General features: G+C 33.8%; 29 protein-coding genes, 1 tRNA gene and 1 other annotated feature. Of the genes, 26 read left to right on the forward strand and 4 right to left on the reverse strand.

Going from position 1 to position 25921, the window contains the following annotated elements; translation table 11 throughout:
• The first annotated feature begins 99 nt into the window (after window positions 1–99).
• The 7 genes from rlmD (at window position 100) to F5ESL0261_RS02920 (ending at window position 4804) form a co-directional block, all read left to right on the forward strand.
• Window positions 100–1452 (forward strand): 23S rRNA (uracil(1939)-C(5))-methyltransferase RlmD, encoded by a 1353-nt coding sequence (rlmD, locus tag F5ESL0261_RS02890; RefSeq protein WP_122052090.1) that lies wholly within the window; start codon window positions 100–102, stop codon window positions 1450–1452.
• Window positions 1453–1643: 191 nt separating this feature from the next.
• The gene (locus F5ESL0261_RS02895) at window positions 1644–2183 is read left to right on the forward strand and encodes a TetR/AcrR family transcriptional regulator (protein WP_122052091.1); all 540 of its coding nucleotides are present in this window, start codon (window positions 1644–1646) and stop codon (window positions 2181–2183) included.
• Complete coding sequence (locus F5ESL0261_RS02900; RefSeq protein ID WP_122052092.1) at window positions 2180–2761, forward strand: NAD(P)H-dependent oxidoreductase; 582 nt, start codon at window positions 2180–2182, stop codon at window positions 2759–2761. Before F5ESL0261_RS02895 ends, F5ESL0261_RS02900 begins: the two co-directional genes overlap by 4 nt.
• 186 nt (window positions 2762–2947) lie before the next feature.
• Window positions 2948–3214, forward strand: coding sequence for an AbrB/MazE/SpoVT family DNA-binding domain-containing protein (locus tag F5ESL0261_RS02905; RefSeq protein ID WP_122052093.1), 267 nt, complete (start codon window positions 2948–2950; stop codon window positions 3212–3214).
• A gap of 24 nt (window positions 3215–3238) precedes the next feature.
• Entirely contained in the window at window positions 3239–3943 is a 705-nt protein-coding gene (locus F5ESL0261_RS02910) for a hypothetical protein (RefSeq protein WP_122052094.1), read from the forward strand.
• A 112-nt stretch (window positions 3944–4055) separates the two neighbouring features.
• Complete coding sequence (locus F5ESL0261_RS02915) at window positions 4056–4442, forward strand: YbgA family protein (protein WP_122052095.1); 387 nt, start codon at window positions 4056–4058, stop codon at window positions 4440–4442.
• A complete protein-coding gene (locus tag F5ESL0261_RS02920; protein ID WP_122052096.1) occupies window positions 4439–4804 on the forward strand; it encodes a TIGR02328 family protein in 366 nt (121 codons plus the stop codon). The genes F5ESL0261_RS02915 and F5ESL0261_RS02920 overlap by 4 nt, the downstream gene beginning before the upstream one ends.
• A 126-nt stretch (window positions 4805–4930) precedes the next feature.
• Here the strand turns inward: F5ESL0261_RS02920 and F5ESL0261_RS02925 are convergent, their stop codons facing one another.
• Both F5ESL0261_RS02925 and F5ESL0261_RS02930 read right to left on the reverse strand, forming a co-directional pair.
• Window positions 4931–5389: a DUF3021 domain-containing protein gene (locus F5ESL0261_RS02925; protein WP_122052097.1), complete on the reverse strand. Its 459-nt coding sequence runs from the start codon at window positions 5387–5389 to the stop codon at window positions 4931–4933.
• Entirely contained in the window at window positions 5386–5820 is a 435-nt protein-coding gene (locus F5ESL0261_RS02930; RefSeq protein WP_122052098.1) for a LytTR family DNA-binding domain-containing protein, read from the reverse strand. Before F5ESL0261_RS02930 ends, F5ESL0261_RS02925 begins: the two co-directional genes overlap by 4 nt.
• Before the next feature lie 221 nt (window positions 5821–6041).
• Here F5ESL0261_RS02930 and F5ESL0261_RS02935 point away from each other — a divergent pair, with 221 nt between their 5' ends.
• The 3 genes from F5ESL0261_RS02935 to F5ESL0261_RS02945 all read left to right on the forward strand — a co-directional run bounded on the left by F5ESL0261_RS02935 (window position 6042) and on the right by F5ESL0261_RS02945 (window position 8982).
• Entirely contained in the window at window positions 6042–6572 is a 531-nt protein-coding gene (locus F5ESL0261_RS02935) for a hypothetical protein (protein ID WP_122052099.1), read from the forward strand.
• A 336-nt stretch (window positions 6573–6908) separates the two neighbouring features.
• Window positions 6909–8441, forward strand: coding sequence for a class I SAM-dependent DNA methyltransferase (locus F5ESL0261_RS02940; protein WP_122052100.1), 1533 nt, complete (start codon window positions 6909–6911; stop codon window positions 8439–8441).
• On the forward strand, window positions 8431–8982 hold the full coding sequence (locus F5ESL0261_RS02945; protein ID WP_122052101.1) for a restriction endonuclease subunit S: 552 nt from the start codon (window positions 8431–8433) through the stop codon (window positions 8980–8982). Before F5ESL0261_RS02940 ends, F5ESL0261_RS02945 begins: the two co-directional genes overlap by 11 nt.
• Here the strand turns inward: F5ESL0261_RS02945 and F5ESL0261_RS02950 are convergent.
• Window positions 8979–9524 (reverse strand): restriction endonuclease subunit S, encoded by a 546-nt coding sequence (locus tag F5ESL0261_RS02950; RefSeq protein WP_255409675.1) that lies wholly within the window; start codon window positions 9522–9524, stop codon window positions 8979–8981. The genes F5ESL0261_RS02945 and F5ESL0261_RS02950 overlap by 4 nt on opposite strands.
• Window positions 9525–9652: 128 nt before the next feature.
• On the opposite strand from F5ESL0261_RS02950, the gene xerA reads away from it, so the two are divergent.
• The 16 genes from xerA to F5ESL0261_RS03025 all read left to right on the forward strand — a co-directional run bounded on the left by xerA (window position 9653) and on the right by F5ESL0261_RS03025 (window position 25250).
• Window positions 9653–10624: a site-specific tyrosine recombinase/integron integrase gene (xerA, locus tag F5ESL0261_RS02955; RefSeq protein WP_122052103.1), complete on the forward strand. Its 972-nt coding sequence runs from the start codon at window positions 9653–9655 to the stop codon at window positions 10622–10624.
• Window positions 10624–11715 (forward strand): restriction endonuclease subunit S, encoded by a 1092-nt coding sequence (locus F5ESL0261_RS02960; protein ID WP_122052104.1) that lies wholly within the window; start codon window positions 10624–10626, stop codon window positions 11713–11715. The genes xerA and F5ESL0261_RS02960 overlap by 1 nt, the downstream gene beginning before the upstream one ends.
• Window positions 11716–11771: 56 nt before the next feature.
• Complete coding sequence (locus tag F5ESL0261_RS02965) at window positions 11772–14888, forward strand: type I restriction endonuclease subunit R (RefSeq protein ID WP_122052105.1); 3117 nt, start codon at window positions 11772–11774, stop codon at window positions 14886–14888.
• A 126-nt stretch (window positions 14889–15014) separates the two neighbouring features.
• The gene (locus F5ESL0261_RS02970; RefSeq protein WP_122052106.1) at window positions 15015–15899 is read left to right on the forward strand and encodes a restriction endonuclease; all 885 of its coding nucleotides are present in this window, start codon (window positions 15015–15017) and stop codon (window positions 15897–15899) included.
• Between the two features lie 54 nt (window positions 15900–15953).
• A complete protein-coding gene (locus F5ESL0261_RS10255; protein WP_255409676.1) occupies window positions 15954–16076 on the forward strand; it encodes a hypothetical protein in 123 nt (40 codons plus the stop codon).
• 168 nt (window positions 16077–16244) lie between these two features.
• Window positions 16245–16484 (forward strand): hypothetical protein, encoded by a 240-nt coding sequence (locus F5ESL0261_RS02975; RefSeq protein ID WP_122052107.1) that lies wholly within the window; start codon window positions 16245–16247, stop codon window positions 16482–16484.
• Between the two features lie 2 nt (window positions 16485–16486).
• The gene (locus F5ESL0261_RS10300; protein ID WP_233559192.1) at window positions 16487–16570 is read left to right on the forward strand and encodes a hypothetical protein; all 84 of its coding nucleotides are present in this window, start codon (window positions 16487–16489) and stop codon (window positions 16568–16570) included.
• A gap of 41 nt (window positions 16571–16611) precedes the next feature.
• Window positions 16612–17109, forward strand: a complete 498-nt coding sequence (locus tag F5ESL0261_RS02985; protein ID WP_122052108.1) for a prolyl-tRNA synthetase associated domain-containing protein — start codon at window positions 16612–16614, stop codon at window positions 17107–17109.
• Window positions 17110–18061: 952 nt separating this feature from the next.
• Window positions 18062–18300 (forward strand) — a binding site (T-box leader).
• A gap of 47 nt (window positions 18301–18347) precedes the next feature.
• Window positions 18348–19532 (forward strand): amidohydrolase family protein, encoded by a 1185-nt coding sequence (locus F5ESL0261_RS02990; protein WP_122052109.1) that lies wholly within the window; start codon window positions 18348–18350, stop codon window positions 19530–19532.
• A gap of 94 nt (window positions 19533–19626) precedes the next feature.
• A complete protein-coding gene (locus F5ESL0261_RS02995) occupies window positions 19627–19998 on the forward strand; it encodes a pyridoxamine 5'-phosphate oxidase family protein (RefSeq protein ID WP_122052110.1) in 372 nt (123 codons plus the stop codon).
• A gap of 150 nt (window positions 19999–20148) precedes the next feature.
• Window positions 20149–21150, forward strand: coding sequence for a D-2-hydroxyacid dehydrogenase (locus tag F5ESL0261_RS03000; protein WP_122052111.1), 1002 nt, complete (start codon window positions 20149–20151; stop codon window positions 21148–21150).
• 125 nt (window positions 21151–21275) lie between these two features.
• Window positions 21276–21983 (forward strand): GH25 family lysozyme, encoded by a 708-nt coding sequence (locus F5ESL0261_RS03005; protein WP_122052112.1) that lies wholly within the window; start codon window positions 21276–21278, stop codon window positions 21981–21983.
• Window positions 21980–23215: a DEAD/DEAH box helicase gene (locus F5ESL0261_RS03010; protein ID WP_122052113.1), complete on the forward strand. Its 1236-nt coding sequence runs from the start codon at window positions 21980–21982 to the stop codon at window positions 23213–23215. The genes F5ESL0261_RS03005 and F5ESL0261_RS03010 overlap by 4 nt, the downstream gene beginning before the upstream one ends.
• The gene (locus tag F5ESL0261_RS03015; protein WP_122052114.1) at window positions 23212–24540 is read left to right on the forward strand and encodes a PTS sugar transporter subunit IIC; all 1329 of its coding nucleotides are present in this window, start codon (window positions 23212–23214) and stop codon (window positions 24538–24540) included. The genes F5ESL0261_RS03010 and F5ESL0261_RS03015 overlap by 4 nt, the downstream gene beginning before the upstream one ends.
• 53 nt (window positions 24541–24593) lie before the next feature.
• Window positions 24594–24666 (forward strand) — tRNA-Arg (locus F5ESL0261_RS03020).
• A 143-nt stretch (window positions 24667–24809) separates the two neighbouring features.
• Entirely contained in the window at window positions 24810–25250 is a 441-nt protein-coding gene (locus tag F5ESL0261_RS03025) for a hypothetical protein (RefSeq protein WP_122052115.1), read from the forward strand.
• 167 nt (window positions 25251–25417) lie between these two features.
• Here the strand turns inward: F5ESL0261_RS03025 and F5ESL0261_RS03030 are convergent, their stop codons facing one another.
• Entirely contained in the window at window positions 25418–25654 is a 237-nt protein-coding gene (locus F5ESL0261_RS03030; protein WP_122052116.1) for a DUF2188 domain-containing protein, read from the reverse strand.
• Window positions 25655–25921: the final 267 nt, after the last annotated feature.

Here is a 25921-nt window from a genome sequence, read left to right on the forward strand (position 1 = left end):
GAAATTAATTCAATATTAAGAATAGGCATGTACATTACTTTTGCTGGGATTTTTAGTAAAATAGATATATTAATCAGTGTTTGTAAAAAAGGACAAAATATGGAAAAGAATCAAATTATCAAACTTGAAATTACAGATTTATCATATGAAGCTATGGGAGTAGCTCATTATGAGGGCATGACAGTATTTGTCAACAATGCCTTACCGGGTGAAACGGTAGAAGCTAAGATTTTAAAAGTCAAAAAACACTTTGCTTTTGCTAAAATCGAGCAAATCATTAAGGAAAGCCCTGACCGGGTTAACATTAAACTTAACCAGTGGGTTCAAACAGGCTTAGCATCTTTAGCACACATCAAATATGATAAGCAGCTGGAATTTAAACATAATCAAGTAGTAAATTTACTGCAGAAAGCACATTTAGATGATGTAAAAGTAGGCGAGACCCTGCCTAGTCCAGAAGAAACGGGCTACCGTAACAAGGCACAGGTCCCAGTGCGTGAGGTTAAGGGCCAGCTTGAGATTGGCTTTTTCAGAAAGCATTCGCATGATTTGGTGCCTCTGACCAATTTCTTTACTACTGATCCTGAAATTGACCGCGTTTTAGTCGCTGTGCGTGACATTTTAAGACAGTATCATGTCCCAGCATACGATGAAATTCATAATCAAGGTGAAATCAGGTACCTGGATATTCGCCGCAGTAAAGCGACTGGTGAAATTATGGTCATCTTGGTTTGTTTGCACAAGGATTTTCCGCAACTACCTAAAGTAGCAGAGGCTATTAAACAAATTGCTGGTGTCACTAGCTTAGTATTGAATTATAACCCGAAGAAGACCAACGTTATTTTAGGTAAAGTTGATTACTTAATCTTTGGTAAGCCACAAATTACAGATCAAATTGGTGATGTTAAGTTTAAGATTTCCCCTGAAAGTTTCTTTCAAATTAATTCACTGCAAACTCCCCGCTTATATGACTTAGCTATTAAAAAAGCTGATTTAAAGGCGGACGATATCGTAATTGATGCTTATTCTGGTATTGGAACTATTGGTTTAAGCGTTGCTAAACACGTCAAATCTGTTCGCGGAATTGAAAGTGTGTCTGATGCGGTGAAAGATGCCAATAATAATGCCAAACTGAATGGTATCAATAATGCGAAATACGTGACTGGTAAGGCAGAAGAAGTGATGCCAAGATGGGCTGCTAAGGGAATGAAAGCTGATGTCATCTTTGTCGACCCACCACGAAAAGGATTAACACCAGAATTTATTGAAGCAGCAGTAAAAACTGGTCCGAAGAAGATTGTTTATATTTCATGTAATCCTGCAACCATGATTCGTGATTTGCAAGAATTTATGAATGAAGGCTACACCTTTAATCAAATCGATCCTGTTGATATGTTTCCACAAACGCCACATGTTGAAGCAGTGACGGTACTGGAACGGACTGGGAAATAAGTACTAAATGCTTGTATAGTGGGCATTTTAATAGAATAAAAGCGTGCTAATTCATTTTTAATGATTTGAATTAGTACGCTTTTTGTTTTCTACTTGGTAACATCTTAAATTATTGGTCTTATTGACGTCTCCAGATAACAGTGTTATATTGCAAATTGCAGATAACGATGTTATTCAAGGAGGTATGTAAATTGGACAACACACAAGATAAAATCATTCAAGCAACGGTAGAATGGATTAAAACAGATGATTATAAGAACTTATCGATGCGAAAATTGGCAACAAAAATAGGAATGACTACTGGGGCCATTTATAAATACTTTCAAAACAAGAATGAGTTGTTTTACCAAGTGTCGATTAAATTATCACAGCAATTTGCTGAACAACTGATTACTACTTCTGAGAGTTCACCAAAGGATGAACTACTTTCATTAGCTAATGAATTCTGTAAGTTGAGCCAGGAACAGGCGAAGCTTATCAACTTCCTATTTTTTAATTCAAGTTTGCAGAATTTTTACCAACATGCCAATCATGATTTTCAATTTTACGATCAGGTAATGAGGTTAGTTAATCAGATAAACAGTGGTGCAGTTACTGATCAACAATTCTTTACTCAGATTTGGGCCTTTATTCAAGGGTATTCGTTGTTAATCATAAACGGGGTAGCTGAATATGAGCCCATTTTAGTTGAAAAAACCTTAAATGAAATGATTGGGGGTATTAAAAAATGATTTTGATAATTTATTGTCATCCCTATGATCAGAGCTTTAATCATGCGGAACTAGAAATAATTAAAGAAAATCTAAGTGCTGCTCATCAGAAATACGAAATAATAGACTTGTATGCGGATCAATTTAATCCAGTGTACTCAAAGGAAGAATTGAGGCTCTATCATCAAGGTCAAACTACCGACCCTTTAGTTACTAAATACCTAAAACTATGTCAACAAGCGGATACTGTGATTTTTATTACACCTTACTGGTGGAATGATATTCCTGGGATGCTAAAAGGCTTTATTGACAAGGTGATGAAAGAAGGAGAAGGTTTATCACATACTGTTACTAAAATAGGAGTGAAAGGTGAGTTGACTAGTGTTAAACATTGTTATGTGCTAACCACTTCAACTTCACCAACATGGTATATCCGTTTCTTTTTAGGTAATGCTATTAAAAAAATTCTCATTAACAAAACTCTGCGCCAATTAGGTTTTAGGCACTGTTATTGGCAGAATTTTGGTGGTATTACTAATTCTTCGCTTGAACGAAGGAGGAAATACTTAGATCAATTAACTAAGCAGACTTTTAGCTAAAAAGTTTCCACTTGTTTTTTCAATTGTTTAATTAACAAGAGAAATTTGTACTAAATAATTTGTTCTTAAATCATGCTTTATTTATTTCAAATGCTTTGTTAACAAAATTAATTGATATAATTTTGAGCATTAACAGGTATTTTGGTAAAACAATTAATAGAAGTAAACTAAAAAGGAGGCATAGTTATGAACCGCGTTTTGATTGGTAAAGTTTCACAAAAAGGACAAGTTGTTATTCCGATAAAAATCAGGAAAGCTTTAGGTTTGAAAAAGGGAAGCAAAGTGTTATTCGAGTTAAATAATGGTGAAATTACTATCAAAAAATTACCAACGGCATTAGATTGGGCTAAATTGGTTGAGCAAATTCCGGTTGAAGATGTCAATATTGATAAAAATGGTTGTTTTGACCCTAAAAAATCGCCGGATTTCCATGACTGGATGATTAATGGCTAATAGAGTCAGGGGAATGAATGACTTTTGCAAGTATATTTAAAAAACATTGAACGTTTGAAAAATTTCTATCAAAGTGATTATTACAGTTGGTTAGAAATTAATGATCATAAAATGGTTAAAAATGTTGAAGATGCTCTATATGAAGATCCAGATAAGTGTGATGTTGAATTATACAAAGATCTAGCTCTTAAATATAATTTAAAGCGCAAGAAATGTAATTTATTTGTTGGCGTCAATAAGCAAAAGATAAAAATGTCAGCAGATATTGTTTGTGGTATTAAAAGTTTAAAAGATTTAGGGTCAAGTACGCCAGAATTCTTATCAAACTATGCCAAAATAAGATCAAGTGTAAAGTTACATTTCATATGGCCCCAGCATAAAGTTCCAACAATAAATACTTATCGTTATCAAATCTATCGCGATCGCATTGATTACTTGTTATATGATTTGAAACATTATTTTATGGGTAAAGAAACACCGATGCAAAAAGCATATCAAAATAATAATACTAAAATTTGGATAGATTCCTTTACTGATGATTTTCCAAAATTCGTTCGTGAAATGCACTTCGAAGATTTTGTTAATGAAAATTATGATGTGCTAGATATTGAATTTGGACAAAGAAAAACTGTTACTGGCGATTTACAGCAACTTAAGAGTAAATCAAAGAATAAAAACGCCCAAAGACAATACATGGAACAGCTATTAAATTTGAATAAGTTATTTTAATAAAATTAGTTTTGATCGTTTGTTGCGAAATAGTATTTAGTAATAAAATTTAGTTAGGAAGAATTTATTATTAATAAAACTATGTATGTAAATACTTGAAAAAGCAGGACAAATGAAAAAGAATAAATGGCAAGAAGAATGGGCCTACAATAAATATTGGGTAATGGCTCATTCGCAACAGTGCTATGAGCAGATTAGGTTGCTAGCTAAAGACAACGAATGGTCGGAACAAAAGAATATTGAATTTAAGGGTTTATTAGAAAAAGCAGCCAGGCAAACACCAACGGTTAAAACTTTAACTAACGCTTATCAACATGTCTGGGGCTACTTTAAGAAAATATCTACGCTGGAAGAAAAACAAACATATTTACATTTATTGCAAGGATTATCACCAACAAAAGATGAATTGGGTCCATTTTTAAGTCGTTTAGCTGAAAAGTATCAAGTTTCTTATTTACTAAATTCACGTTTAATTCAGGAGAATAAAGAAAAATCATGAGATTATGGCATCAAGACTTAATTTGGCGACTGCCTAGGCAACAATTATTGGGGCAACACCGCGAAATTGCTGCTTTGCGTGGACGTGGCTGGGGTAAGCCCCACGCTACCGTTAACTATGTTTTTCAACATTCACCTTACAAATTGTATCAATTTCATTTGTTAGTATTAGCTGAGATGCAACGGCGCCATTATCATCCAGATCTTAAATGGTTTGATCCATATTATAGAGGACAACATTGTCCTAAGTACGAAAGTTTACCAGCTATTCCTTGGACTAATCCAATTTATCCAGAACATGATGAGGCTTATTTACAAAGTTGCTTAGATAATTTGCACCAAAAAGGAATTGATTTGTATTAAGTTCGATTTGTTAAAAGCAGAAGATTGACACTTGATGATGACAATTTCCTATTTTTTTAAGAAACACAAGTAAAAAAGTTGAGCACTTTGATATGAATGCTCAACTTTTTTGCCATGGTAATTAGATTACTCTTTTTTGATTTTATGATTAATATTTGCAATTTCCTTTGCAATTTTATGGTAATTATAATACCAGCAAATTAAGTAGATGATGACGAAAATTACAGTAAATTTTGTTAAGTTAATCAAGTTTAAAGAAACCCAACCAGCTAAAAGGGCTAAAAAAACAAATCCAAAATAGTAGGTGAAGAAATTTATAACTGTCTTCTTTAATAATGACCAATGATTAATAGTGAAGATAAAACTGCCAAAACCGAAAAATATTCCAGTAACCGCCCAAAGAATAATTGAGGCGGTAAAAGCATTAAGCAAATTGCTAAAGTTTGTCGTAAAAGATGGACTGGATGGAACATAAACTGAGCTATGTGATGCGTAACTGCAAAAGATAGAAATCATTAAACCAATGAAGATGCCTTCAGTAGCAAAAGTAAACAAATAATTGATAAATCTCTTGGTATTTTTCATATTCCTAGCCTCTCTTTCAGGTTCTTAATATTTCTTCTAGATATCTGCACTCTATGCTTATTAGTCAAAACCACATCTATTAACCCATTATTAAGTAATTCAAGGTGGTCGATATGCTGGTAATTAAATATAGCGCTGCGTGAAGCTTCAATAAAATAGTTCGGTAGATCTGCTTTCAAATTTGATAAACGATCATTATATGTAAGTTGCTGCTTTTCTGTAAAAACATTGATATCTCTGTTAGCAACTTCAAGTGAATAAATATCTTCAAAATTAATCGGATAAATTTGAGATTGATAATGGCACCATAAAGAATTTTCGGACTTTGTTAATTTTTGCAAAAGTTCATTAATTGCTGGTGTCATTTTTTGGATCCATAATTCACCGTGTTCTTCACTAATATTAGGATCGATGTGACAATTAATTTTCATTCCTGGCGCTCCTTTCTGTTAATAAGTATAGTAGATGAATTCAACTTTTATCCTAGATTACTGCAAATGGTGGAATAAGTGTCATCAATGGTTACTAAATTTGTGTTTCTGGTTAAAGTTTAGCTTTTATAATTAAAAGAGGGTTTGAATGCATGAATATACTAAAGTATAATTTAAAGAAAAGTTGTTTTACTTAAATTACCCAACAAAGGATGAAGAGGATGCAAGAAATTAATGAATTAAGGTTGGATTGTGCAATTAAACAAAAACGAGGACTGCATATTATTTTGGCCTCTATTATTATTTGGCTAGTTATTGCAATTATTCACTTTTCGTCTATTCCAATATTAACGAAAAATCTTTTTACTTTTGTTTGCGCTGCAGTTTTATTGCCTTTATCTTATTTTGTTTCAAAGCTAATTAATGTTGATTTTCAAAATAAAGATAATCCATTAACTGAGTTAGGGATACTCTTTTCTGTTAACCAAGCGCTATATTTGCTAATTGCCATGTGGATTTATTCAACTATACCAGAGAAAATGCTTATGATTTTGGCAATTATTTTTGGCGCACATTTATTACCATATAGTTGGCTTTATAAGTCAAGGGTTTATTTGGTCTTGTCGATTTTAATACCCTTTTTGGCTTTAATCGTTGGACTAAACTTTGAGCCAGCAATTTTGGCTTTGACAATGATCGGAATTGAAATTATCTTTTCTTTGGCTTTAGTTTGGGAAAATAGGAAAATATAATTTTTAAACAAATAAAAATTATATTTAGAGCAGTGATACTAATCATCTGCTCTTTTTTTATGACTTAACAAATACGAAATAATATTTAATTGTATTTAGAAAAGCAAATTTGAATATTTTAAAACTAAAATGTTTAGTTTTAAAAAGCTTAATACTATAAATAATTAAGCGGATACAAATAATAAAAATATAAATTAGATAAAAAAAACTATTATAGTATACCTACTAATTTATAAAATTAAAATAATCATCACACACATATATATTCAAAGTGTATAATTTAATTAAGGTTTTTAACATAATGATTAAAGTTGAAGACAAAAGGAAATTTATTATATGGCAGCAAATACAAAAGAACTAAATATAGAAAATAAACTGTGGGAAACTGCAAATGCACTAAGAGGAAGTATGGATGCTTCTGAATATCGTAATGTAGTTTTAGGATTGATTTTTTTAAAATATGTTTCCGATGCTTTCGAAGCTAGACGAAGTGCATTATTAAAAACAGAATTTCCAGAAGATGCAGAAGATCCTGATATGTACCTTTCTGAAAATATTTTTTGGGTACCGAAAAAGGCACGTTGGGAATTGATTAAAGATTCTGCTAAATCACCTAAAATAGGTGAAATTATTGATAATGCCATGGATGCTTTAGAAAAAAATAATGATTCTTTGCGTGGAGTATTAAGTAAGAATTACGCCTCGCCTGACTTAGATAAAACCCGGTTGGGCGAAGTCGTAGATTTAATCTCCGATATCAGTTTAGGAAACGAAAAAGCTAAGCAATCTGATGTGCTGGGACGTGTCTATGAGTATTTTTTAAATGAGTTTGCTTCGCAGGAAGGAAAAAAGGGAGGGGAGTTTTATACTCCTCGGTCTATTGTACGAATACTAGTAGAAATGATTGAACCTTATAAAGGCAGAATTTATGATCCTTGTTGCGGTTCTGGTGGTATGTTTGTTCAATCTGATAAATTTGTGCAGGAACATCAAGGAAAGATTAATGATCTTTCGGTATATGGAGAAGAATCAAACCCGACCACTTGGAAATTAGCTAAGATGAATTTAGCTATTCGTGGTATTGATAATAATCTTGGACCTCATCAGGGTGATACTTTTCTCAACGATCTACATAAAGGTGAAAGATTTGATTTTATTCTGGCTAATCCACCATTCAATGTTAAAAACTGGAATGGAGAAAAGCTAAGAGAAGATGCACGTTGGAAATATGGAGTTCCCCCAACCGGTAATGCTAATTATGCATGGATAGAGCACATAATTAGTAAGCTGGCACCTAATGGCAAGGCAGGCTTTGTTTTGGCAAACGGCGCATTATCGACTTCTACAAAGGACGAATATGCTATTCGTAAAGCAATTTTGGAAGACGATAAAATTGATGCTATTGTGGCATTGCCTGATAAGATGTTCTATTCTACTGGAATTCCAGTTTCATTATGGTTTATCGACATGGATAAAGCTTTCCAAGGAGAGCGGGTTCGTAAAGGTGAAACTTTATTTATCGATGCACGCAATCTTGGAGAAATGGTGGACCGAACTCACCGAGAATTTTCTAAAGAGGATATTGCTAAGGTAGCTGACACTTATCATGCCTATCGTGGGACTAACAAGCAGAAGTATGAAGATGTTGCAGGCTTTTGCAAAATAGCTTCTTTAGATGAGATTGCAAAAAACGATTATGTTTTGACTCCCGGACGATATGTTGGTTTAGCCAAACAAGAAGATGATGGTGAACCCTATGAAGTTAAAATGACACGGCTTACTGGCGAACTAAAAAAGGAATTTGCTAAAAGCGATAAGCTTCAAGCTCAAATAAAAGATGTTTTAAAGGAGCTTGGATATGAAATATGAAAATATATCCGAATCTTTATATATTAAGGGAAGAATAGGATGGAAAGGACTAAAGAAAGGAGAATATTTAAAAACAGGTGATTATAGAATAATTAATGGTTCCAATATATCAAATGGGGTAATAGATTGGTCAAATTGTGGTTATATTACAAAGCAAAGGTATTTTGAATCTCCTGAAATAATGCTAAAGAAAGGAGATATTTTAATTACTAAAGACGGTACTATTGGTAAAGTTGCGATAGTTAATAAGCTTGAATATCCTAGCACTATAGCGTCAGGGCTGTTTATTTTAAGAAATAATGCACCCGAAAAATGGAACACTTTATTTTTATATTATTATTTACAGACAAATAGATTTAAAGAATTTGTTCATTCCAGAACTGAGGGAAGTGTTATTCCACATTTATATCAGAAAGATTTTGAAAATCTTGAAATCCCCTATATTTCGTTGACTGAGCAATATAAAATATCTTCAAAATTAGATTTGATTCAAAGAAAAATATCTTTAAATAGGCAGATAAATGATAATTTAGCTGCTTAGAAATATTGTCCAAGTAACACTTCCTTTACTTTTACTAAATTTTGCAATTCTATATTATTTACATGAATTTTTTCAAATATTGGCTTTGCAATTCTATTAAATCTATCCAACTGACCATCTTTATTTGGTACTGTGATTCTAATATTACCAAAGTCAGTTTTATTTAAATTTTTAATTGTTGTTCCACCGCTACCAAGATTTCTTATTTTGTATTTTAGAGACTTTAATTCAAGATATGTGCAATAAATATACTTATTATCAAGAATTAAAGAATTAATTTGTTGATTAGTTTGAACGGTTCTACCTATTAATGAAACGAGACCAGGTGTTCCAATGCAACTAACGATTATTGAATTTTCAGGTATATATTTATTCTTTTGAGAATTAGCACCAAAAATTGAAAGGTTTTGGGATGCTTCATCTATAAACACCTTATTACGCATATCAGGAATTTTAACAAATGGAATATCTGTACCGTAATTTTCTTTAACTTTAGTACTTGGAGTTTTCCCCGTAATTATCATCTTTGCAAGTCTTTTCAAAGTAATTTTATTATGAATATCAGCACTTTGATTTTCCCAAATTGATGATATAAGTTCGAGTAAATTATCATTTATTTCTGTAAATACAGTTTTTATTGTATGATTTTCTAAAAAACGGAGATTTTACAATGAGAAAAGATGAATCAGAAACAATAATTCGCGAAATGTTGCCGTACCTTAACAATCTAAACTTAATGAGACTAAAAACTATTTTAAATAATTTAGTTACGACAAAAACCGAATTTAAATCAAAATATGACAATAAAAACTTGCTTAAGAGGTATTTTGCCGCTAAAAGAGCCGAAGGTTGTTCGGAAAAGTCTCTTAAATATTATAAAGTAACAATTACAAAGGCGTTAATTGAAATTGATAAAAATGCTAGAGAAGTAAGTACCGATGAATTGCGAAACTATTTAATGACATATCAGGAAGTTCATTGCTCCAGTAAAGTGACCATTGATAATATTCGTAGAATTTTATCTAGTTTTTTTAATTGGCTTGAGGATGAAGATTATATTATTAAAAGTCCTATAAGGCGAATACATAAGGTAAAAGTCGCTACTACAGTAAAAGAAACCTATTCAGATGAGGAACTTGAAAAATTACGTGATAGTTGTACAAATGTCAGAGACTTAGCAATGATAGACTTCTTGGCCTCAACTGGTATGCGTGTTGGAGAACTGGTTCTACTTAATCGTAGTGATATCAACTTTCAAGAACGTGAGTGTATTGTTTTTGGTAAGGGTAATAAAGAACGGATCGCTTATTTTGACGCTAGAGCGAAGTTACATTTAAGAAAATATTTGAATGAGCGACATGATAACCATGAAGCCTTATTTGTTTCTTTGAGAGCAGAACATGAACGATTAACTATAAGTGGTGTCGAATCAAGGCTAAAGAAATTAGGTCAAAAAATTGGAATTGCAAAAGTTTATCCACATAAGTTTAGAAGGACACTGGCTACGAAAGCGATCGATAAGGGTATGCCAATTGAACAATTACAACAGCTTTTAGGGCATAAAAGGATAGACACAACACTGCATTACGCAATGGTAAAACAGCAAAATGTGAAGATAGCACATAGGAAGTATATAGGTTGATGAGGTATAAAATAGATGAAATAGTTCAACTCATTATGGATTATCGAGGGAAAACACCCAAAAAATTAGGAATGAATTGGACAGAAAATCAAAAAGATATTATTGCATTAAGTGCTAAAAATATAAAAGATAATAAAATTGTTAATACTGATAAAAGTCACTATGGTAGTGAACTTTTGTATAAGCATTGGATGAAAGATGGAGACATTGAGCCTGGTGATATTTTAATGACATCAGAGGCTCCTTTGGGCGAAGTATATTTGGTTTCTAGGCCAATTAAAGCTATTTTAAGTCAAAGATTGTTTCTATTACGATTCAATAAAAAGATAGTTAATCCTTGGTATATGTATGCTTTTATGAATTCGCAAAGCTTTAAAAATCAATTACTTTTAAGAGCCACAGGGACTACAGTTGTTGGTATTAAGCAAAAAGATCTTAGAAAGATTGAAGTTGAACTACCTAGTAGAGAGTTGCAGAACAAAATAGGCAGCATTTTTCAATTTTTATATAAGAAAATCCATATTAATGGAAGAATAAATGATAATTTACTCGAATTAGCAAAAGCTGTGCTTAATAAAAATGTAAATTCATGTAGTAAAACTTTATTATCTAATTATTTCTTACCTAAAAGAGGTAAGAATCTAGTAAAGAAAAACGTTATACCAGGAACAACTCCTGTTATAGCAGGAGGTATGATTCCCGCAGCTTTTCACAATAAGTCCAACACGATGGCTCCAGTAATTACTATTTCTGCATCTGGTGCTAATGCTGGTTATGTTCAAATTTGGGGTATAAAAGTCTGGTCATCAGATTCCTCTTTTGTAGATGAATCAGTATCCAATAATATTTATTTTTGGTACCTATTACTCAAAAAATACCAAAAACAAATCTATGAATCTCAAACTGGATCGGCCCAACCTCACATTTATCCCAAAAATATTGGAAATCTTCTAATACCAGTGGTAAGTGATGAAACTAGGCTCAATATTAATGAAAAAGTCAAACCAATTTTTAATAATATCTTTAAAAATAAGCATGAAAATAACTTACTAAATAACCTAAAAATAACTTTATTAGAAAAGTACTTTTGAAATGTTAAATTATCATTTAATTAACCAATATCTGTATAGAAAGGAGTGAAATTAATATGTCAAAAGGATATCTTTTAGAATCAGATGTTGAAAATTTAGCCTTAAAAACCTTACAGACTGTAGGATATAAGGTGTTTAAAAGTCCCACTTCAAGTGGTCCTAATCCAATTATTGATGCTGCGCGTGACAATGATCATACTTCAGCAATATTATTTGATAACTTAAATAAAGCTCTCAGGAGACTTAATCCTGGTTACGACGAAGAAATATATAATGACGCATTTAGACAAATAATTCGATTAGCTGATAATCCGGATATGATGATAAACAACCATTACTTTCATAAGTTATTGATTGAAGGTATCAAAGTAAGAACTACTTTAAACGGAGAAAATCATACAGATACACTATATCCGATAGATTTTGAAAAATTTGATGCTAATGAATTTATAGCTACCAATCAATTTACTTTTTCAGGTAAGAGAGAACGTAGACCTGATGCAACATTGTTTATCAATGGTATTCCTGTAGTTACTTTTGAGTTTAAGGACGCTGGCAATATACATGTTGGTATAGAAAGTGGTTATCAGCAATTACAAACCTATAAATCTGATATTTCTGACTATATGAAATATAACGAAATCCTGATTACTTCTGATGGTATTAATGCCAGAGCTGGATCATTAACTGCCGGATTTGATCGTTTTATGAGATGGAGAGCTCCTAAGAATAGTGAATCTGAAGATGAACTGGAATTAGTAACAATGATAAAGTTCATGCTCAGGCCAAAAGATTTACTTAATATCATTGAAAACTTCATAATTTTTGAAACAGACGGTGACAAAACAATCAAAATTCTTGCAGCCTATCACCAATACTATATGGTAAATAAAGCAATTAAAGCTGCTAACAAGGCAATAAAAAGCCCCGATGATAAGAGAATTGGGGTCGTTTGGCATACAACTGGTTCAGGTAAGAGCTTATCAATGGTTTTTTTTACTAGTATAGCTGCTCGTAAATTAAACAATCCTACGTTTGTGGTAATTAATGATCGTAATGATCTTGATGATCAACTATTTGATACCTTTGCTGCAGCACATGAATATTTGCGCCAAAATCCTGAGCATGTTGAATCTGGCGATGAATTACGTTCAACGCTGAAAAAACAAGCGGGTGGGATAGTTTTCTCTACTATTCAAAAATTTTCGCCTGATTTTAATAGTGGTGAAACTAGGATGCCAGTGCTGTCAAAAAGAAACGACATTATTGTTATTGCTGATGAGGCCCATAGGAGTCAATATGGTTTAAAGCCCAAGTTTACTAGTAAAGGCTTGAGATATGGCTTTGCTGAGTATTTAAGAGATGCATTGCCTAATGCTTCGTTTATAGGCTTTACTGGCACCCCTTTGTCTACAGCAGATAAGTCAACAGTGGCTGTTTTTGGGAATTACATCGATGTATATGACATTACGCAAGCTGTTAATGATCATGCAACCGTAAAAATTTATTATGAAAGTCATGTATTTCCCCTTAAGCTAAAAAGTGATGCGGATGAAAAATATCAAAGGCTTATACAACAAGTTGACCTAGATGATGACCCTACTAATGAAGATAACGCCAGACGAAATCGTGAGTTTTCGCGTTTAGAAGCTTTGGCAGGAGCACAACCACGTTTAAAAAGCATTGCAAAGCATTTTGTGAATCATTTTGAAACTCGTCAAGAAGAAACGTTTGGCAAATCAATGATTGTTGAGATGTCACGTCGTAACGCGGTTAGATTGTATGACGAAATAATAAAATTGCGTCCAGATTGGGAGAGTAAGGACTTAAAAAAAGGCAAAATTAAAGTTGTAATGACGTCTTCAGCTGCAGATGGTCCAGAGATGTCCAAGTTTCAAACAAATAAATCCGAAAGACGAATTTTGCAGCAACGGATGAAAGACGATAAGGATGAATTACAAATAGTGATAGTCGTTGACATGTGGCTGACTGGTTTTGATGTACCTTCATTGAATACTATGTACATTGATAAGCCGATGAAAGGTCATAATTTAATTCAAGCAATCGCACGGGTTAATCGCGTATTCAAAGATAAAGACAGTGGCTTAATAGTTGATTATATTGGTATTGCAGAAAATCTAAAGGATGCTTTAAAGGTTTATTCTACAGATGATCAAGGTCAAGTTGCTATTAATATGGATAAAGCGCTTGCGGTATTGAAAGAAAAATATGACATTATTACCAATGATTATCTTTATGGAATTGACTATTCAGACTTTAATTCTCCTGATGGTGCAGTTAGACTGAAAGTTACGCAAAAAGTTGCAAATGAGATTTTGCATGAGAATGAACAACGTCAGAAAAAGTTCTTAGACGTGGTTACCGAGTTAGAAAAAGCCTATGCTTTAACTGCAACGCAGCCTCAAGCACAAGCTTATGGTAAAGAAATTGCTTTTTTTAAAACTGTTAAAGTTTTTATTATGAAATTAAAAGCACCTGATAATTCAACAAACTATAATAACCATAAGGATATTAAATATCAAATGCAACAGTTGCTTGATCAATCGATTATTTCTGAACCAGATATCGATATTTACAATGAATTGGGTATTAAAAGACAAAGTGTTGATCTTATTTCTGATGAATTTTTGCAAAAAGTCAAAAGTATGCCTGAAAAAGATATCGCAATCACTTTATTAGAAAAGTTACTTAAAGGTAAAGTAAAAGCGATGATGAAAACAAATAAGGTAATGTCAGCAAGATTTCAGGAAATGCTTCAAAAAGCCATTGATGAATACAATAAGCGTGGAATTACTAGTGAATTGGTGATACGAAAGCTTATTGAAATGGCGAAGAAAATTAATGCTGAACAAGAACGAGGAAAAGATCTTGGACTTAGCCAAGAAGAAATTGCATTTTATGATGCTTTGGCTGATCATAAGAAGGCAGTTGAAGTTTTAGGAGAAGAAAAATTACATTTAATTGCTCAAGAACTTGTTAAACTAGTTAAAAAAGAGGCTGGTGTTGATTGGGAAAAACGTAGAAATATCCAAGCAAAAATGAGAGTTGCGGTCAAACACTTATTAAGAAAATACGGGTACCCACCTGATATAGCTCCAGCAGCAGTTGACACTGTTGTTGAGCAGGCAGAGTTGATGGCAGCAGATGATTAATACAGCTTTTATGGAACCAAAATAGCAATTAATGCTATCAGCTATGTTTTCTTAAATCAAAAAATTTTGCTAAAATTAAATTAAAGTGAATGAAACAATAATAACTAAAAACAGGTGAGTATTTAAATGGCTAATCGACAAATTAATCTTCAGAATGTAACTATGAAAGAAATTCTGATTGCAATGCGTCGTTTGGGTGGTCAAGTTACAAGACGGGAAATTAGTTCAGATATTCGTGACAATTCCACTGCAATCTCAGAACAAGAAGTAGATAAAATTAAAGTGTCTAAGAAAACGGGTAATAAATATAAACCTTTTGACTATACGCTGAATTATGCAGTTATCTATTTGGTGAGAACAGGCTATTTAGCTGAAGACGGTCATCAAGTAGAATTAACTGAAAAAGGGCGTAAAGTTGATCTTGATACTTTTGATCCAGAACAGGATGTACGGCCATTCTTAGAAGATAATGATTCTCAGGAATTAAAGAAAAAGAACTTGGCTGAAATTGATTCTGCTAAGGAAACTACGGATGAAGATACAGAAGAAGATCAGTGGAGACAAGATTTGCTAGATGCCCTGATGAAAATGAGTCCGAAAAAGTTTGAACTTTTTTGCCGTGGTTTACTTACCAAAATGGGAATTGACGTCGATAAGACGATTGGCGTTAACTATGTGGCTGACGGTGGTCTTGATGGTTTTGGCTATGTTCGTTCAAACGATTATCGGACTACCAGAGTAGCTCTGCAAGCAAAACGCTGGCAATCTAATGTGCCGGCACCTGAAATAGATAAGTTTCGCGGAGCAATGGATAAATACAACGCAGAATTTGGTATTTTTATTACTAATTCTGATTTTACTCGCGGTGCAATTAAGACGGCGCGTCAGGGCACAAGAATTATCACTTTGATTGATGGTGAGGAAATCTGTGACCTGGTGGCAAAATATAATTATTACGTGGAGCCTGTGACAACATATCGGTTGAAACCATTTTATACAGAAAAAGATTAAACAACCTTTACGTTAACTGATTTATCGTTATTGCTTTACAGATAAGGTGATACTATGTCGACTATACAATTTGGAATTAGATTAGATAAGAAAGAAAAGCAAGAATTAGATGATAATGCCAAGCAAATCGGCTTGACGGCTGCTACGGCAGTTAAAATGCTTATCTCTCAAGTTTAACCATGATAAAGGATTTAGTTATTCTGTAAATCGTAAAGAGGATAATATATCAGATACAAATTTACCTTCCAAAGTTGAAAAGGCTATAGTAATAGCTAAAGCTGAAGAGTTAGGATTGATTAAGGATAGTAGTATTAAAGTAGATAATCTAGATGATTGGAAAAAGCGGTGGACAGAAAATTAAAATATGAAGTGCGTTTTGAAAAATCTTTTGTAAAAAGAATGGATAATTTACAAAGTATGTTTAATCTTTCTTCTGTTGATACAATGGATGCAAGGATGAAAATTATAGATGCAGTTGAAATCCTAGCTATGGGAAAAGAACTAGATAGTGCATTTGATGATCATAAACTTTTGCGAGAACCTGGACTGGGTATCACGAATTTCATGTTCTTAATGATTTACTAGTAATTTATTATCAGGTGGATGCCAAAAAGCGTTTAAGGATGGTAACTATCACCAATCATAAGGAACTTTCTACTGGTAAGTTATGAAGTAAAATTCCAAACAGCATCTTTTAAGAAAATAACGCCAAATGAACAAAAACGAAACATTACATTACCTTGATCAACATGGAATTAAATATGAAATAGTGGAGCACCAGGCTGTTTATAATATGGCAGAAATGGAAAAGATTGCTCTGCCACACCCTGAAGCAGATGCTAAAAACCTGTTTGTGAGGGATGACAAGAAACGTGACTACTACCTTTTAACTATTAAGGGCGATAAAAGAGTCAACTTACATCAATTTCATGAGGAAAATAACACTCGCAGGCTTAGTTTTGCCTCACCGCAAGACCTAAAAGAAAAATTAGGTTTAGAACCAGGTTCCGTCACACCTTTGGGGTTGTTAAATGACTCTCACCACGAAATCCCCTTTTACTTAGATTCATATTTTAGTGACCAGCCTAGAATCGCTATTCATCCCAACGATAATACAGCTACTATTTGGCTAGATCCGCAAGATTTGCTTAAAGTCATAAAGGACTTGTGCAATCCAGTCAAAGTAGTGAAAATGTCGTCCAACCAATAACTGCTGAATATTAAGACGCAAATCAGTGATTTGTGTCTTTTTTATAGCAAATGCATACGGTAATTTATTTGTATATATTTATCAAATAAATACCACTAAATTATTAACAAAAGGTAAATATTTTTATTTATGAATGTAATTGGTTAAATTATATCAGCTTTCATTGTAGAATCTTTTTCGTTGCCGTTAATCTCTGGTCAGGACTAGGATATTGCTTTTAAAAGCACCAAGAAATTAAGACCTGAACGCAGCCAATAATGGTAACGAATCTGATGTTAAAAATATAGTTATCAGTTTAACCGTGACTTTAATTAAACATTTACATCATTGTTGATTAAGTATCTTTCTTTCTTGTGTATAAATCTAATTTCTCAATAAACTGTTGTTTTAGTTAGAATAATTCATATTCATTTAATCATTAAATTACTTTAAATTTCATCAGTTTAGTTTTTATTTGAATTTGCTAATATCTCATCAACGTTGAAACAAAATAGCGGATGATTAAAGCAAAAAGTTGAGGCTCTTGCCTTTTACCCCTTTCAGGAAAAAGGATTGTTAGTTGATCACTTAAGCTAATACTAGTTGCAAACTAGTAGAAAAAACGCATATGAGTAGGGATAGATTAATTATTAGCATTCTGACTTAACGACTAAAACCAGTGGTAATCACAACTAATTTTAAGTCGTAATTGGAGGTGTGGCATCAAAACGGTTAGCGATTACCTGTTACTAAAATTTACCTAGCATAAACTTAAAAAAAGCAATATCGTCAGGTTAAACAAAATTACTATTTTACAAGCATCAGAAAAGTAAGGCTAGGATGATAAAAAATTTTACCATTCTTAGCCAAGTAGTTAATGCTATACCCCCAAGTTGAACTGCCTATTTTTCGTTTTTACTTCATGATGTTGACATAATTAAGAAAAAATGATAGATTAAAGGTCAATTAAATAGCAAACATCTTGCAAAGCAGAGTAACTATTTTATTACTAATAAAGAGAGCTGATATTTGGTGAAAATCAGTTAGCAGTAAGTAGTGAACATGGGCTTCTAATTGATGTCCACTGGTGATAATCAGCCAGTGGCGGAGTTGCATCCGTTATTTTTGCAAGCTATTGTTTGATAGTTAATGAGGTTTATTACGTGAGTAATAAATGAATAAAAGGTGGTAACGCGAGCACTCGTCCTTAAGAAGAAAAGGATGAGTGCTTTTTTAATACAAAAATTGGAGGTTTGTTGATGACTAAAACTGCATATACTAATGTTAATTTATTTAATGGGGTTGATAATAAAATTCAACCCAATACGACTTTAGTGGTTGATGACGAAAGTGGTAAGATTACTGAAATTGATACAGGTACTGCACCTCAAGCAGATAAAACAGTTGATTTGCAGAATAAGTATGTGATTCCTGGTCTAATCAATTGCCATACACATATTATTATGGATCCTTTGACCCCCGATGGTGGCAGTGAATCTGATGTGGTATCTTCTACGGTTCGTGCAGTAAAACATTTGCATGATTTATTGAAATCTGGTGTCACCTATATTCGTGAATGCGGCAGCACGTACAATATTGATATTGCTCTTAATAATTTAATTAAGAAAAATAAGTTAACTAAGGTGCCAGAAATCGTGCCAGCAGGACACCCGTTTTCTATGACTGGGGGACACGGCGATTTGCCTAATTTTGGTGTGCTGGTCGATTCACCAGATGAAATGCGCAAAGCAGTTCGTCAGGGAATTAAAGCTGGTGCCAAGGCAATTAAAGTCATGGCCACAGGTGGCGTAATGACTGAAAACGATTCTCTTGATGATCCTCAATTAAGCGAAGCCGAGATGCATGTTGCTGTTGAAGAAGCTCACCATAAAGGTTTGACTGTGGCAGCGCACGCTGAAGGCAACCCAGGAATTTTGAATGCGATTAAGGCCGGCGTTGACAGTATTGAACACGGCTTTTACGTTAATGATGAAGAAATTAAACTGATGATTGAAAAAGGAACATATTTGACGCCAACGATAGTTGGAGCTTGGGCATTCATCGAATATGCTCCCGGCAAAATTCCAGACTGGGAAATGAATAAAATTGCGGCAGCTTGGAAAGATTTGCGCGGTAATATTACCAAGGCCAAAAATGCTGGTGTCAAGATCACTCTAGGTACTGATGCCGGCACACCATTTAATGACTTTACGATGACTCCTGAAGAACTGCCTTTACTAGTAGAACAAGGCTTTACTAATTTTGAAGCTTTAGAAACCAGCTATAATTCTGCTAAGCTACTAAAAATAGATAAAGAATATGGTTCTTTAGAAGAAGGCAAATACGCTGACTTTTTGGTATTGGATGAAAATCCGTTAGAGAAGATCAGTGCGGTTGTCCAAAAAGACAAAGCGGTTTACAAAAAGGGCAAAAGAGCTTACTAAAGAAAAGCACATTATTTTGTGATCGCGAACAAGTGTTCCATAATAAAAGAAGCTACTGAAAAAGCAGCTTCTTTTATTTTTTAGGAGGACAAAAATGAATCAGAAGTTTTTAGACGTCATGAATGATGAAGGACCAGTCACCATTGTTACTATTAATGCCAACCCAGCCAGTGTGGTAAATACGTGGATGTCGTATGTAAAAGTCGACGAGGCAAATAAATGCCTTTATATCCCTGCAGCGGGAATGCACAGTATTGAGAATGATTTTGCCCAAGATAATCATGTCCTATTAACTATGGGTTCAAAAAAAGTAGAGGGTACAGCTGGCCCAGGAGCTGGCTTTCATGTTAAAGGAACCGGGAAATTCTTGGCAGAAGGACCGGAACTTGCTGAAATGAAAGCTCGTTTTCCCTGGTTAAGAGAGGTTTTACAGGTTAATATCGACCAAATTGAACAAAAAATTTAATTTATAATGTGTAAATCTGAAAGTCTTATTAGCTTTCAAATGATTAGGCTTAAATTATTAATTATTATTTTTAAAATTTATCTTTAATTTTATTCTAATTTTAGATACAATAGGAAATATAAATTTTTTATCCAAAAAGGAGGATTAATAATGAAAGCTTTACTTTACAATATGACCCCGGAGCAACAGGTTTATGCTGACAAGTGGAATAAAGATCATCCTGAAGATGATTTGGTTTCAACTGAAGACAAGCTTGATGCTAAGACTGTTGAGATGGCGCAAGGCTATGATGTTGTCAGCGTTTTGCAGGTCTTTGACATAGATGAGGAAGAGGTCTATCGTAAACTGAGCTCATATGGAATTAAGCAAATAGCTTTAAGGTCTGTTGGGTATAACATTGTCAATTTTGATTTTGTGCACAAGTATCATATGATCGTAACTAATACACCGGCATATTCTCCTCGTGCAGTGGCGGAGAACACTTTGACTTCTGCAATGTACTTGTTGAGAAAGTGGGGTCCTATTTTAGATAATGAAAGAGAGCACCTCAATTTTGTTCGGTCTGAAGATTTGATGAGTGATGAAATCTATAACCAGACAGTTGGTATTATTGGTGTTGGGCGTATCGGTTCTTGCGTTGCAGAAATGTTTCATGCGTTAGGAGCCAAAGTACTCGGTTATGACTTGGTTGAAAATCCTGCCAATGAGGCATTTTTGGAATATACCGATTTTGATACTGTAGTCAAAAATGCGGACATTTTGACATTGCATACACCTCTTGAGCCTTCAATGGAAAACATGATTAGTGCCAAGCAATTTAAAGAAATGAAGAACACCGCATATCTGATTAATGCAGCAAGAGGTCCATTGGTTAACACTCAAGACTTGATTGATGCATTGAAGAACAAAGAAATTGCTGGTGCTTCATTGGATGTGATGACTGGTGAAGAGGCAATTGTTATGAAGAAATTCAAAGATATTTCCGAATTGCCAGTTGAGTACCAGGAATTAGCAAAAATGCCTAACGTAGTCTTTACGCCACATTCCGCATACTACACGAAGACCTCTGTCAAGAATATGATTGAACACAGTATGACTGATGTTAAGCGCGTTTTAAATGGTCAAAAACCAGTATATTTAGTTGAAGAATAATTTTTGTTTATTAAGTGATCGACTTTATAGTCGATCACTTTTTTTATTGCTAAGATTGTAGTTAGCAACTGTAGTGGAAAAATTGCTATAATGTACAGGTGTAGAAAAAATAAACGGAGAAAAAGATGAAAAGGTTTCATCATAAGTTTACGCTACCTGCAATTCTAATCTTACTAGTTGTTGCAATTGGACTTCTTATCACTGGTATAGCCAATATGCATAACCAGACGACATTGCCACCAAACGGTAATTCAAGTGCAATTGGCGTCGAATTAAACCAGGATTATGGTTATGTTGATTTACATGAACTGCAGGCTAATGGCATTTCATTTGTCTATTTGAGAAGTACACAGGGACGCTCATACTTTGACGATGATTATCTGTCATATCGTGATCAAATATTAGGAACTAAACTGGCTTTTGGTACTATTGTTGCCTACAGCAATGAGTCAACGCCATTGCAGCACTATCAGTATTTTTTGAAAAAGGTAGGCACAGACACGGGAAGTTTACCAATTTGTATAGAACCAGCTATTGATAGCTATGATTTATCATATATTAAACAAATGGCTCAATTTGCTGGCATGCTTCAAGGATTAAATAAACGCGTCATGGTAGATATCCCAGTTAAATATAAAAAATATTTTCCCCATGGTGTACAGTTCATTACTGGTGGCAAAAAGGCCCCGAACAAAATGCAATATTCATTTTGGCGCTATAACAATGACGGCCGGGTAAAGTCTGTAAGAAATTTAGAAAGTGGGGTAGTTATGCTAACATACAATGGTACAGTTACCCAGTACAAGGAGAAATACGGACAATTAACACAATAATGAAACAAGAAATTCAAGCAGTTTTAACAAAATTAAAAATGGCTGAACCAACTTTGATTCAGCAAGAAACGCGAACTCCAATTTTAAATGGTGCAAGTTGTATCGCGCTTGCCAAAACAGGAACGGGAAAAACCTTGGCTTATGCGTTACCTGCATTGGAAAAAGTAGAAAAAGGCAAACCCAATAGTTTAATTATTATTGCACCAACAACAGAATTAGCGGTGCAAATTCGTCATGCCATTAATCCTTTTATTCATGCTCTCGCTTTAACTGGAATTACACTTGTTGGAGCAGGAAATCGCCAACGTCAGGAAGATAATTTAAAAAAGAAACACCCTGAAATTGTCGTTGCCACTCCCGGAAGATTTTTTGATTTCTTTTCCGCTAATCGTATAAAAGTTAATCAAATAAGAACTCTGGTAATAGATGAGGCGGATGACGTTTTAGAATTCAATAAAATGGAATTATTAAGTTCTTTAGGACAAAATATGACAGCTAATTCGCAGATCTTGCTTTTTGGTGCTACTGAATCAGATATAACCAAAAAGGCAGAAGATATTTTTGCTCGTAAATTTATCACGATTGATGTGCGACCAGAACAGAAATCAACTGTTAAAAATTATTTTTTGCAAATAGACAATGCGCATAAAGTTGATTTTATTCAGCGGTTGATGCGCCTTGATGGTTTTAAAGGCATTCTGTTTTTTGATTCAAACCAAACTATGATGCGTTTTGCGGGTATTTTAGCACATACTAAGACTAAATTTGGTATTTTAGCTAATGACTTTGGCAAGCAGAGAAGAGAGGCGGCTCTTAATAATTTTAAAGTTGGCAAAATTAAATTGCTCCTAGCAACAGACTTGGCTGCGCGTGGTTTAGACTTAGCAGGAGTAACATATGTGATAAACTACGACATTCCTAGTGAAGTTAACACATACATGCATCGTGCCGGAAGAACTGGCCGCATGGGTGCTAAGGGATTTGTGGTTACCCTGGGTGATGATCATGATTTGCGCGATCTTAGGAAGCTGCTCGAGCAGAGTGTTAAAATTGAACGTGTATATTTTGCAGGGTTTCATTTAACTATTAAAAAGCCACGTAAAAAGGAAAATAAGAAACAGGACGCAACTAAAGAAAAGAAGGTTAGTGGATCAAACAAAAAACATAAAAAGCATAAGAATAAAAACAAGGGCTATCATCCCCATTATTTGAAAAGAAAGGAGCAAAAATGAGTCGATTAGTAGCTTGGCTAGAAGACTATATTTTGCCTTTAGCAAATAAATTAGGGCAAACTCACTGGCTGGTGGCATTAAGGGATGCATTTGTCTCAGTAATGCCAATTACTATTGCCGGTTCCCTGGCTGTTTTGGTCAAAAGCCTGATTGCTGCAGCCAAAACTGAATTAGGCTGGCACACTTTTGCTTGGGCAATGCAGCCACTCTCACTAGTGTGTAATGTAGTTTGGCGCGGTACCTTTGCTTTATTTGCCCTCTTTTTGTCAATGTCTTTGGGCTATCATTTAGCTAAAAGCATGGAAGTTGATCCAGTTGCTGGAGCAATTGTTTCTTTATCTTCTTTGGCCATGAGCATTGCTAATTTAACTAAACTTAAAATTAACGGCAAAGTAGTTCCTGTTCATAAAGTTTTTAATATTTCACAATTTTCGACTACTGGCATTTTTACTGCTATTTTATTTGGTTCAATCGGTGTTGCTATTTTTGCACTTTGTTTTAGAGCTAGAATCAGGCTTCACCTTTCTGCTAATTTGCCTTATGCTGAGCAGATGGCATTTGATTCACTCATTCCCGCAATTATTGCGATATTTTGCGTTGGTATGATTAATTTTGTCTTTCAGACAATCACGGGAACTTTTTTTGGCAACTGGCTGCTCAATTCGATTCAAACCCCTTTAGTAAAATTAGGCCAAGGCTTCGGCATGGTAATGCTTGTGACCTTATTAGTTCAGATTTTCAGCTTTTTTGGTTTTAATGGCTTAAGCGTTTGGGCTCCAATTTTAGATTCAATTTGGTTAACTGCCCAGAATGTCAACGTCACAGCTGCTCGTGCAGGAAGAGAAGCACCTTTTATTTGGGTTCGCGGATCGTTTGATGCATTTGCCTGGTTTGGAGGAGCAGGGGGAACATTGATGTTAATTGTGGCCATACTGCTGTTTTCCAAGAGGAGTGACTACCGGACAATTGCTAAAGTTGCACTAGCTCCAGGAATTTTTAATATCAATGAACCAATTATTTTTGGCTTGCCTGTAGTTCTTAATCCCGTTTATTTTATTCCATTTGTCCTTGCCCCATTAGTCAATGTGGCTTTTTCTTACGGTGTCAGCATGATGAATTTAGTTAATCCTGTCCAAGTAGCAGTTCCTGCCGTTGTGCCCCCAATCATCGGGCCATTTTTAGCTTGTAATTATGATTGGCGTGCTATCGTATTGTCAATTGTTAACATGCTGATAGCTTTAGCCATTTGGACACCCTTTGTTTTTGCGGCAGATAAAATCGCTGATTCTAATGCACCACAACCATATTTTACTCGTCAATATTAGTTACTAAAAAAATTGGCTTTTATCACTCAAATTTGGTAAAGTTAATCTATTGCGACCCTGTAGTTTATCTGGATAGAACAATGGTCTCCTAAACCGTAGAGGTGAGTTCGAATCTCACCGGGGTCATATAATGTTTAATTTAAATGAAAATTTGGTAGCATTTAAATTTATTAGAAACAGTTGCTAATCTTTTGTAGCAGGACAATTTTGTCTTAACTAACCTATTTTAAACGAGATTGGCTTTTTTAGTTTAATTAGATTTTTTAAAAATGAATCCACACAAAATGTCTTTACCCGAAGTTTTAGCTAATTTTCGGGCACGTAATGTAACTTTTGAATTAAAAGATGGTACTAAAAGAACAATTTTTGTTAATGAAATTGAGGATGAAGATGATGACCAGCCTGAAATGATTTTTATGGCTGATGATCCAAAAGATGATGTTTTTATCTCTCAAGTGGTTGATGCAATTCCAGGCAGCGCCAATTTTTCTTTGGCTATACATCAAATGACATACTGTGAATTAAAATTTGTCCTAAAAGGTAAAAAAGCTGAATTTAAACTTAAAGATGGTGCAGTTAAAACTTTTATTGTAACGAATGTTTTAATCAAAAATGCAGCAAAGACCAATTTCACATTTGTTGGTAACAAAAAAGAAGATAGTATTGATAGTTCAGATATTTTAGGAGTAAAAATAATTGTGGACAAATAAAAGTCTGATTACCAATAAGATAATCAGACCAGAATTTGAAAGATTTGTTATTTATGTAAATATGAATAAAATAAAGCTTATATTTTAGTTTGAGAAATATAGATTAATTAAAATGTCAGAATAGATAAAATATATGAAAATAGTAGTAATAACAATGTATCGATATATTAGCCTGCGGCTTTGGGACTGTCACGACCATACGAATTTTTAAGATTAATACGCCCGTTTCTTTTTTGACTAATTAGTTCGGTCTTTTTCTTTTGTGCCAGACTTTTTGCATATTCTAAAGCATCAGCTTTTCTGTCAAAAGTTTTAGAGATTTTGTCGCTACCAGCAATTTTAACAGCCCATTTATCGCCGTGAGTAGTGACCCAAACATTTTTAGTGACTTCCTCCTTGCCCATAATTTATTCACCTCTTTTCAAAATTATTATACAGCGAATTAATATATAAAGTGAAAGAATAAACACTTTTATAAAATAAATATTTGTGTAGTTACTGATCTAGAGCATTTTCTTACTATATTTTTAATATAAAGGTGATTTCAAAATACGAATAACTAAAAAGATAATTAATATGAATAGAATTACTGCTATTCCAAGTAAAATTCTTCTGCATTTGACTGTCTTTCTGCCGTCAAAACTAAAGACAAAACAAAAAGCTGCTAAAAC

The sequence above is a fragment of the Lactobacillus sp. ESL0261 genome, assembly GCF_003693025.1.
Classification (GTDB): Bacteria; Bacillota; Bacilli; order Lactobacillales; family Lactobacillaceae; genus Lactobacillus; species Lactobacillus kullabergensis.

What these genes read in the sequence shown, in the direction of transcription:
- rlmD (WP_122052090.1), top strand. Translation starts at nt 100, where the DNA reads ATGGAAAAGAATCAAATTATCAAACTTGAAATTACAGATTTATCATAT.
- F5ESL0261_RS02900 (WP_122052092.1), top strand. Translation starts at nt 2,180, where the DNA reads ATGATTTTGATAATTTATTGTCATCCCTATGATCAGAGCTTTAATCAT.
- F5ESL0261_RS02905 (WP_122052093.1), top strand. Translation starts at nt 2,948, where the DNA reads ATGAACCGCGTTTTGATTGGTAAAGTTTCACAAAAAGGACAAGTTGTT.
- F5ESL0261_RS02915 (WP_122052095.1), top strand. Translation starts at nt 4,056, where the DNA reads ATGAAAAAGAATAAATGGCAAGAAGAATGGGCCTACAATAAATATTGG.
- F5ESL0261_RS02920 (WP_122052096.1), top strand. Translation starts at nt 4,439, where the DNA reads ATGAGATTATGGCATCAAGACTTAATTTGGCGACTGCCTAGGCAACAA.
- F5ESL0261_RS02925 (WP_122052097.1), bottom strand. Translation starts at nt 5,389, where the DNA reads ATGAAAAATACCAAGAGATTTATCAATTATTTGTTTACTTTTGCTACT.
- F5ESL0261_RS02930 (WP_122052098.1), bottom strand. Translation starts at nt 5,820, where the DNA reads ATGAAAATTAATTGTCACATCGATCCTAATATTAGTGAAGAACACGGT.
- F5ESL0261_RS02935 (WP_122052099.1), top strand. Translation starts at nt 6,042, where the DNA reads ATGCAAGAAATTAATGAATTAAGGTTGGATTGTGCAATTAAACAAAAA.
- F5ESL0261_RS02940 (WP_122052100.1), top strand. Translation starts at nt 6,909, where the DNA reads ATGGCAGCAAATACAAAAGAACTAAATATAGAAAATAAACTGTGGGAA.
- F5ESL0261_RS02945 (WP_122052101.1), top strand. Translation starts at nt 8,431, where the DNA reads ATGAAATATGAAAATATATCCGAATCTTTATATATTAAGGGAAGAATA.
- xerA (WP_122052103.1), top strand. Translation starts at nt 9,653, where the DNA reads ATGAGAAAAGATGAATCAGAAACAATAATTCGCGAAATGTTGCCGTAC.
- F5ESL0261_RS02960 (WP_122052104.1), top strand. Translation starts at nt 10,624, where the DNA reads ATGAGGTATAAAATAGATGAAATAGTTCAACTCATTATGGATTATCGA.
- F5ESL0261_RS02965 (WP_122052105.1), top strand. Translation starts at nt 11,772, where the DNA reads ATGTCAAAAGGATATCTTTTAGAATCAGATGTTGAAAATTTAGCCTTA.
- F5ESL0261_RS02970 (WP_122052106.1), top strand. Translation starts at nt 15,015, where the DNA reads ATGGCTAATCGACAAATTAATCTTCAGAATGTAACTATGAAAGAAATT.
- F5ESL0261_RS10255 (WP_255409676.1), top strand. Translation starts at nt 15,954, where the DNA reads ATGTCGACTATACAATTTGGAATTAGATTAGATAAGAAAGAAAAGCAA.
- F5ESL0261_RS02985 (WP_122052108.1), top strand. Translation starts at nt 16,612, where the DNA reads ATGAACAAAAACGAAACATTACATTACCTTGATCAACATGGAATTAAA.
- F5ESL0261_RS02990 (WP_122052109.1), top strand. Translation starts at nt 18,348, where the DNA reads ATGACTAAAACTGCATATACTAATGTTAATTTATTTAATGGGGTTGAT.
- F5ESL0261_RS02995 (WP_122052110.1), top strand. Translation starts at nt 19,627, where the DNA reads ATGAATCAGAAGTTTTTAGACGTCATGAATGATGAAGGACCAGTCACC.
- F5ESL0261_RS03000 (WP_122052111.1), top strand. Translation starts at nt 20,149, where the DNA reads ATGAAAGCTTTACTTTACAATATGACCCCGGAGCAACAGGTTTATGCT.
- F5ESL0261_RS03005 (WP_122052112.1), top strand. Translation starts at nt 21,276, where the DNA reads ATGAAAAGGTTTCATCATAAGTTTACGCTACCTGCAATTCTAATCTTA.
- F5ESL0261_RS03015 (WP_122052114.1), top strand. Translation starts at nt 23,212, where the DNA reads ATGAGTCGATTAGTAGCTTGGCTAGAAGACTATATTTTGCCTTTAGCA.
- F5ESL0261_RS03025 (WP_122052115.1), top strand. Translation starts at nt 24,810, where the DNA reads ATGAATCCACACAAAATGTCTTTACCCGAAGTTTTAGCTAATTTTCGG.
- F5ESL0261_RS03030 (WP_122052116.1), bottom strand. Translation starts at nt 25,654, where the DNA reads ATGGGCAAGGAGGAAGTCACTAAAAATGTTTGGGTCACTACTCACGGC.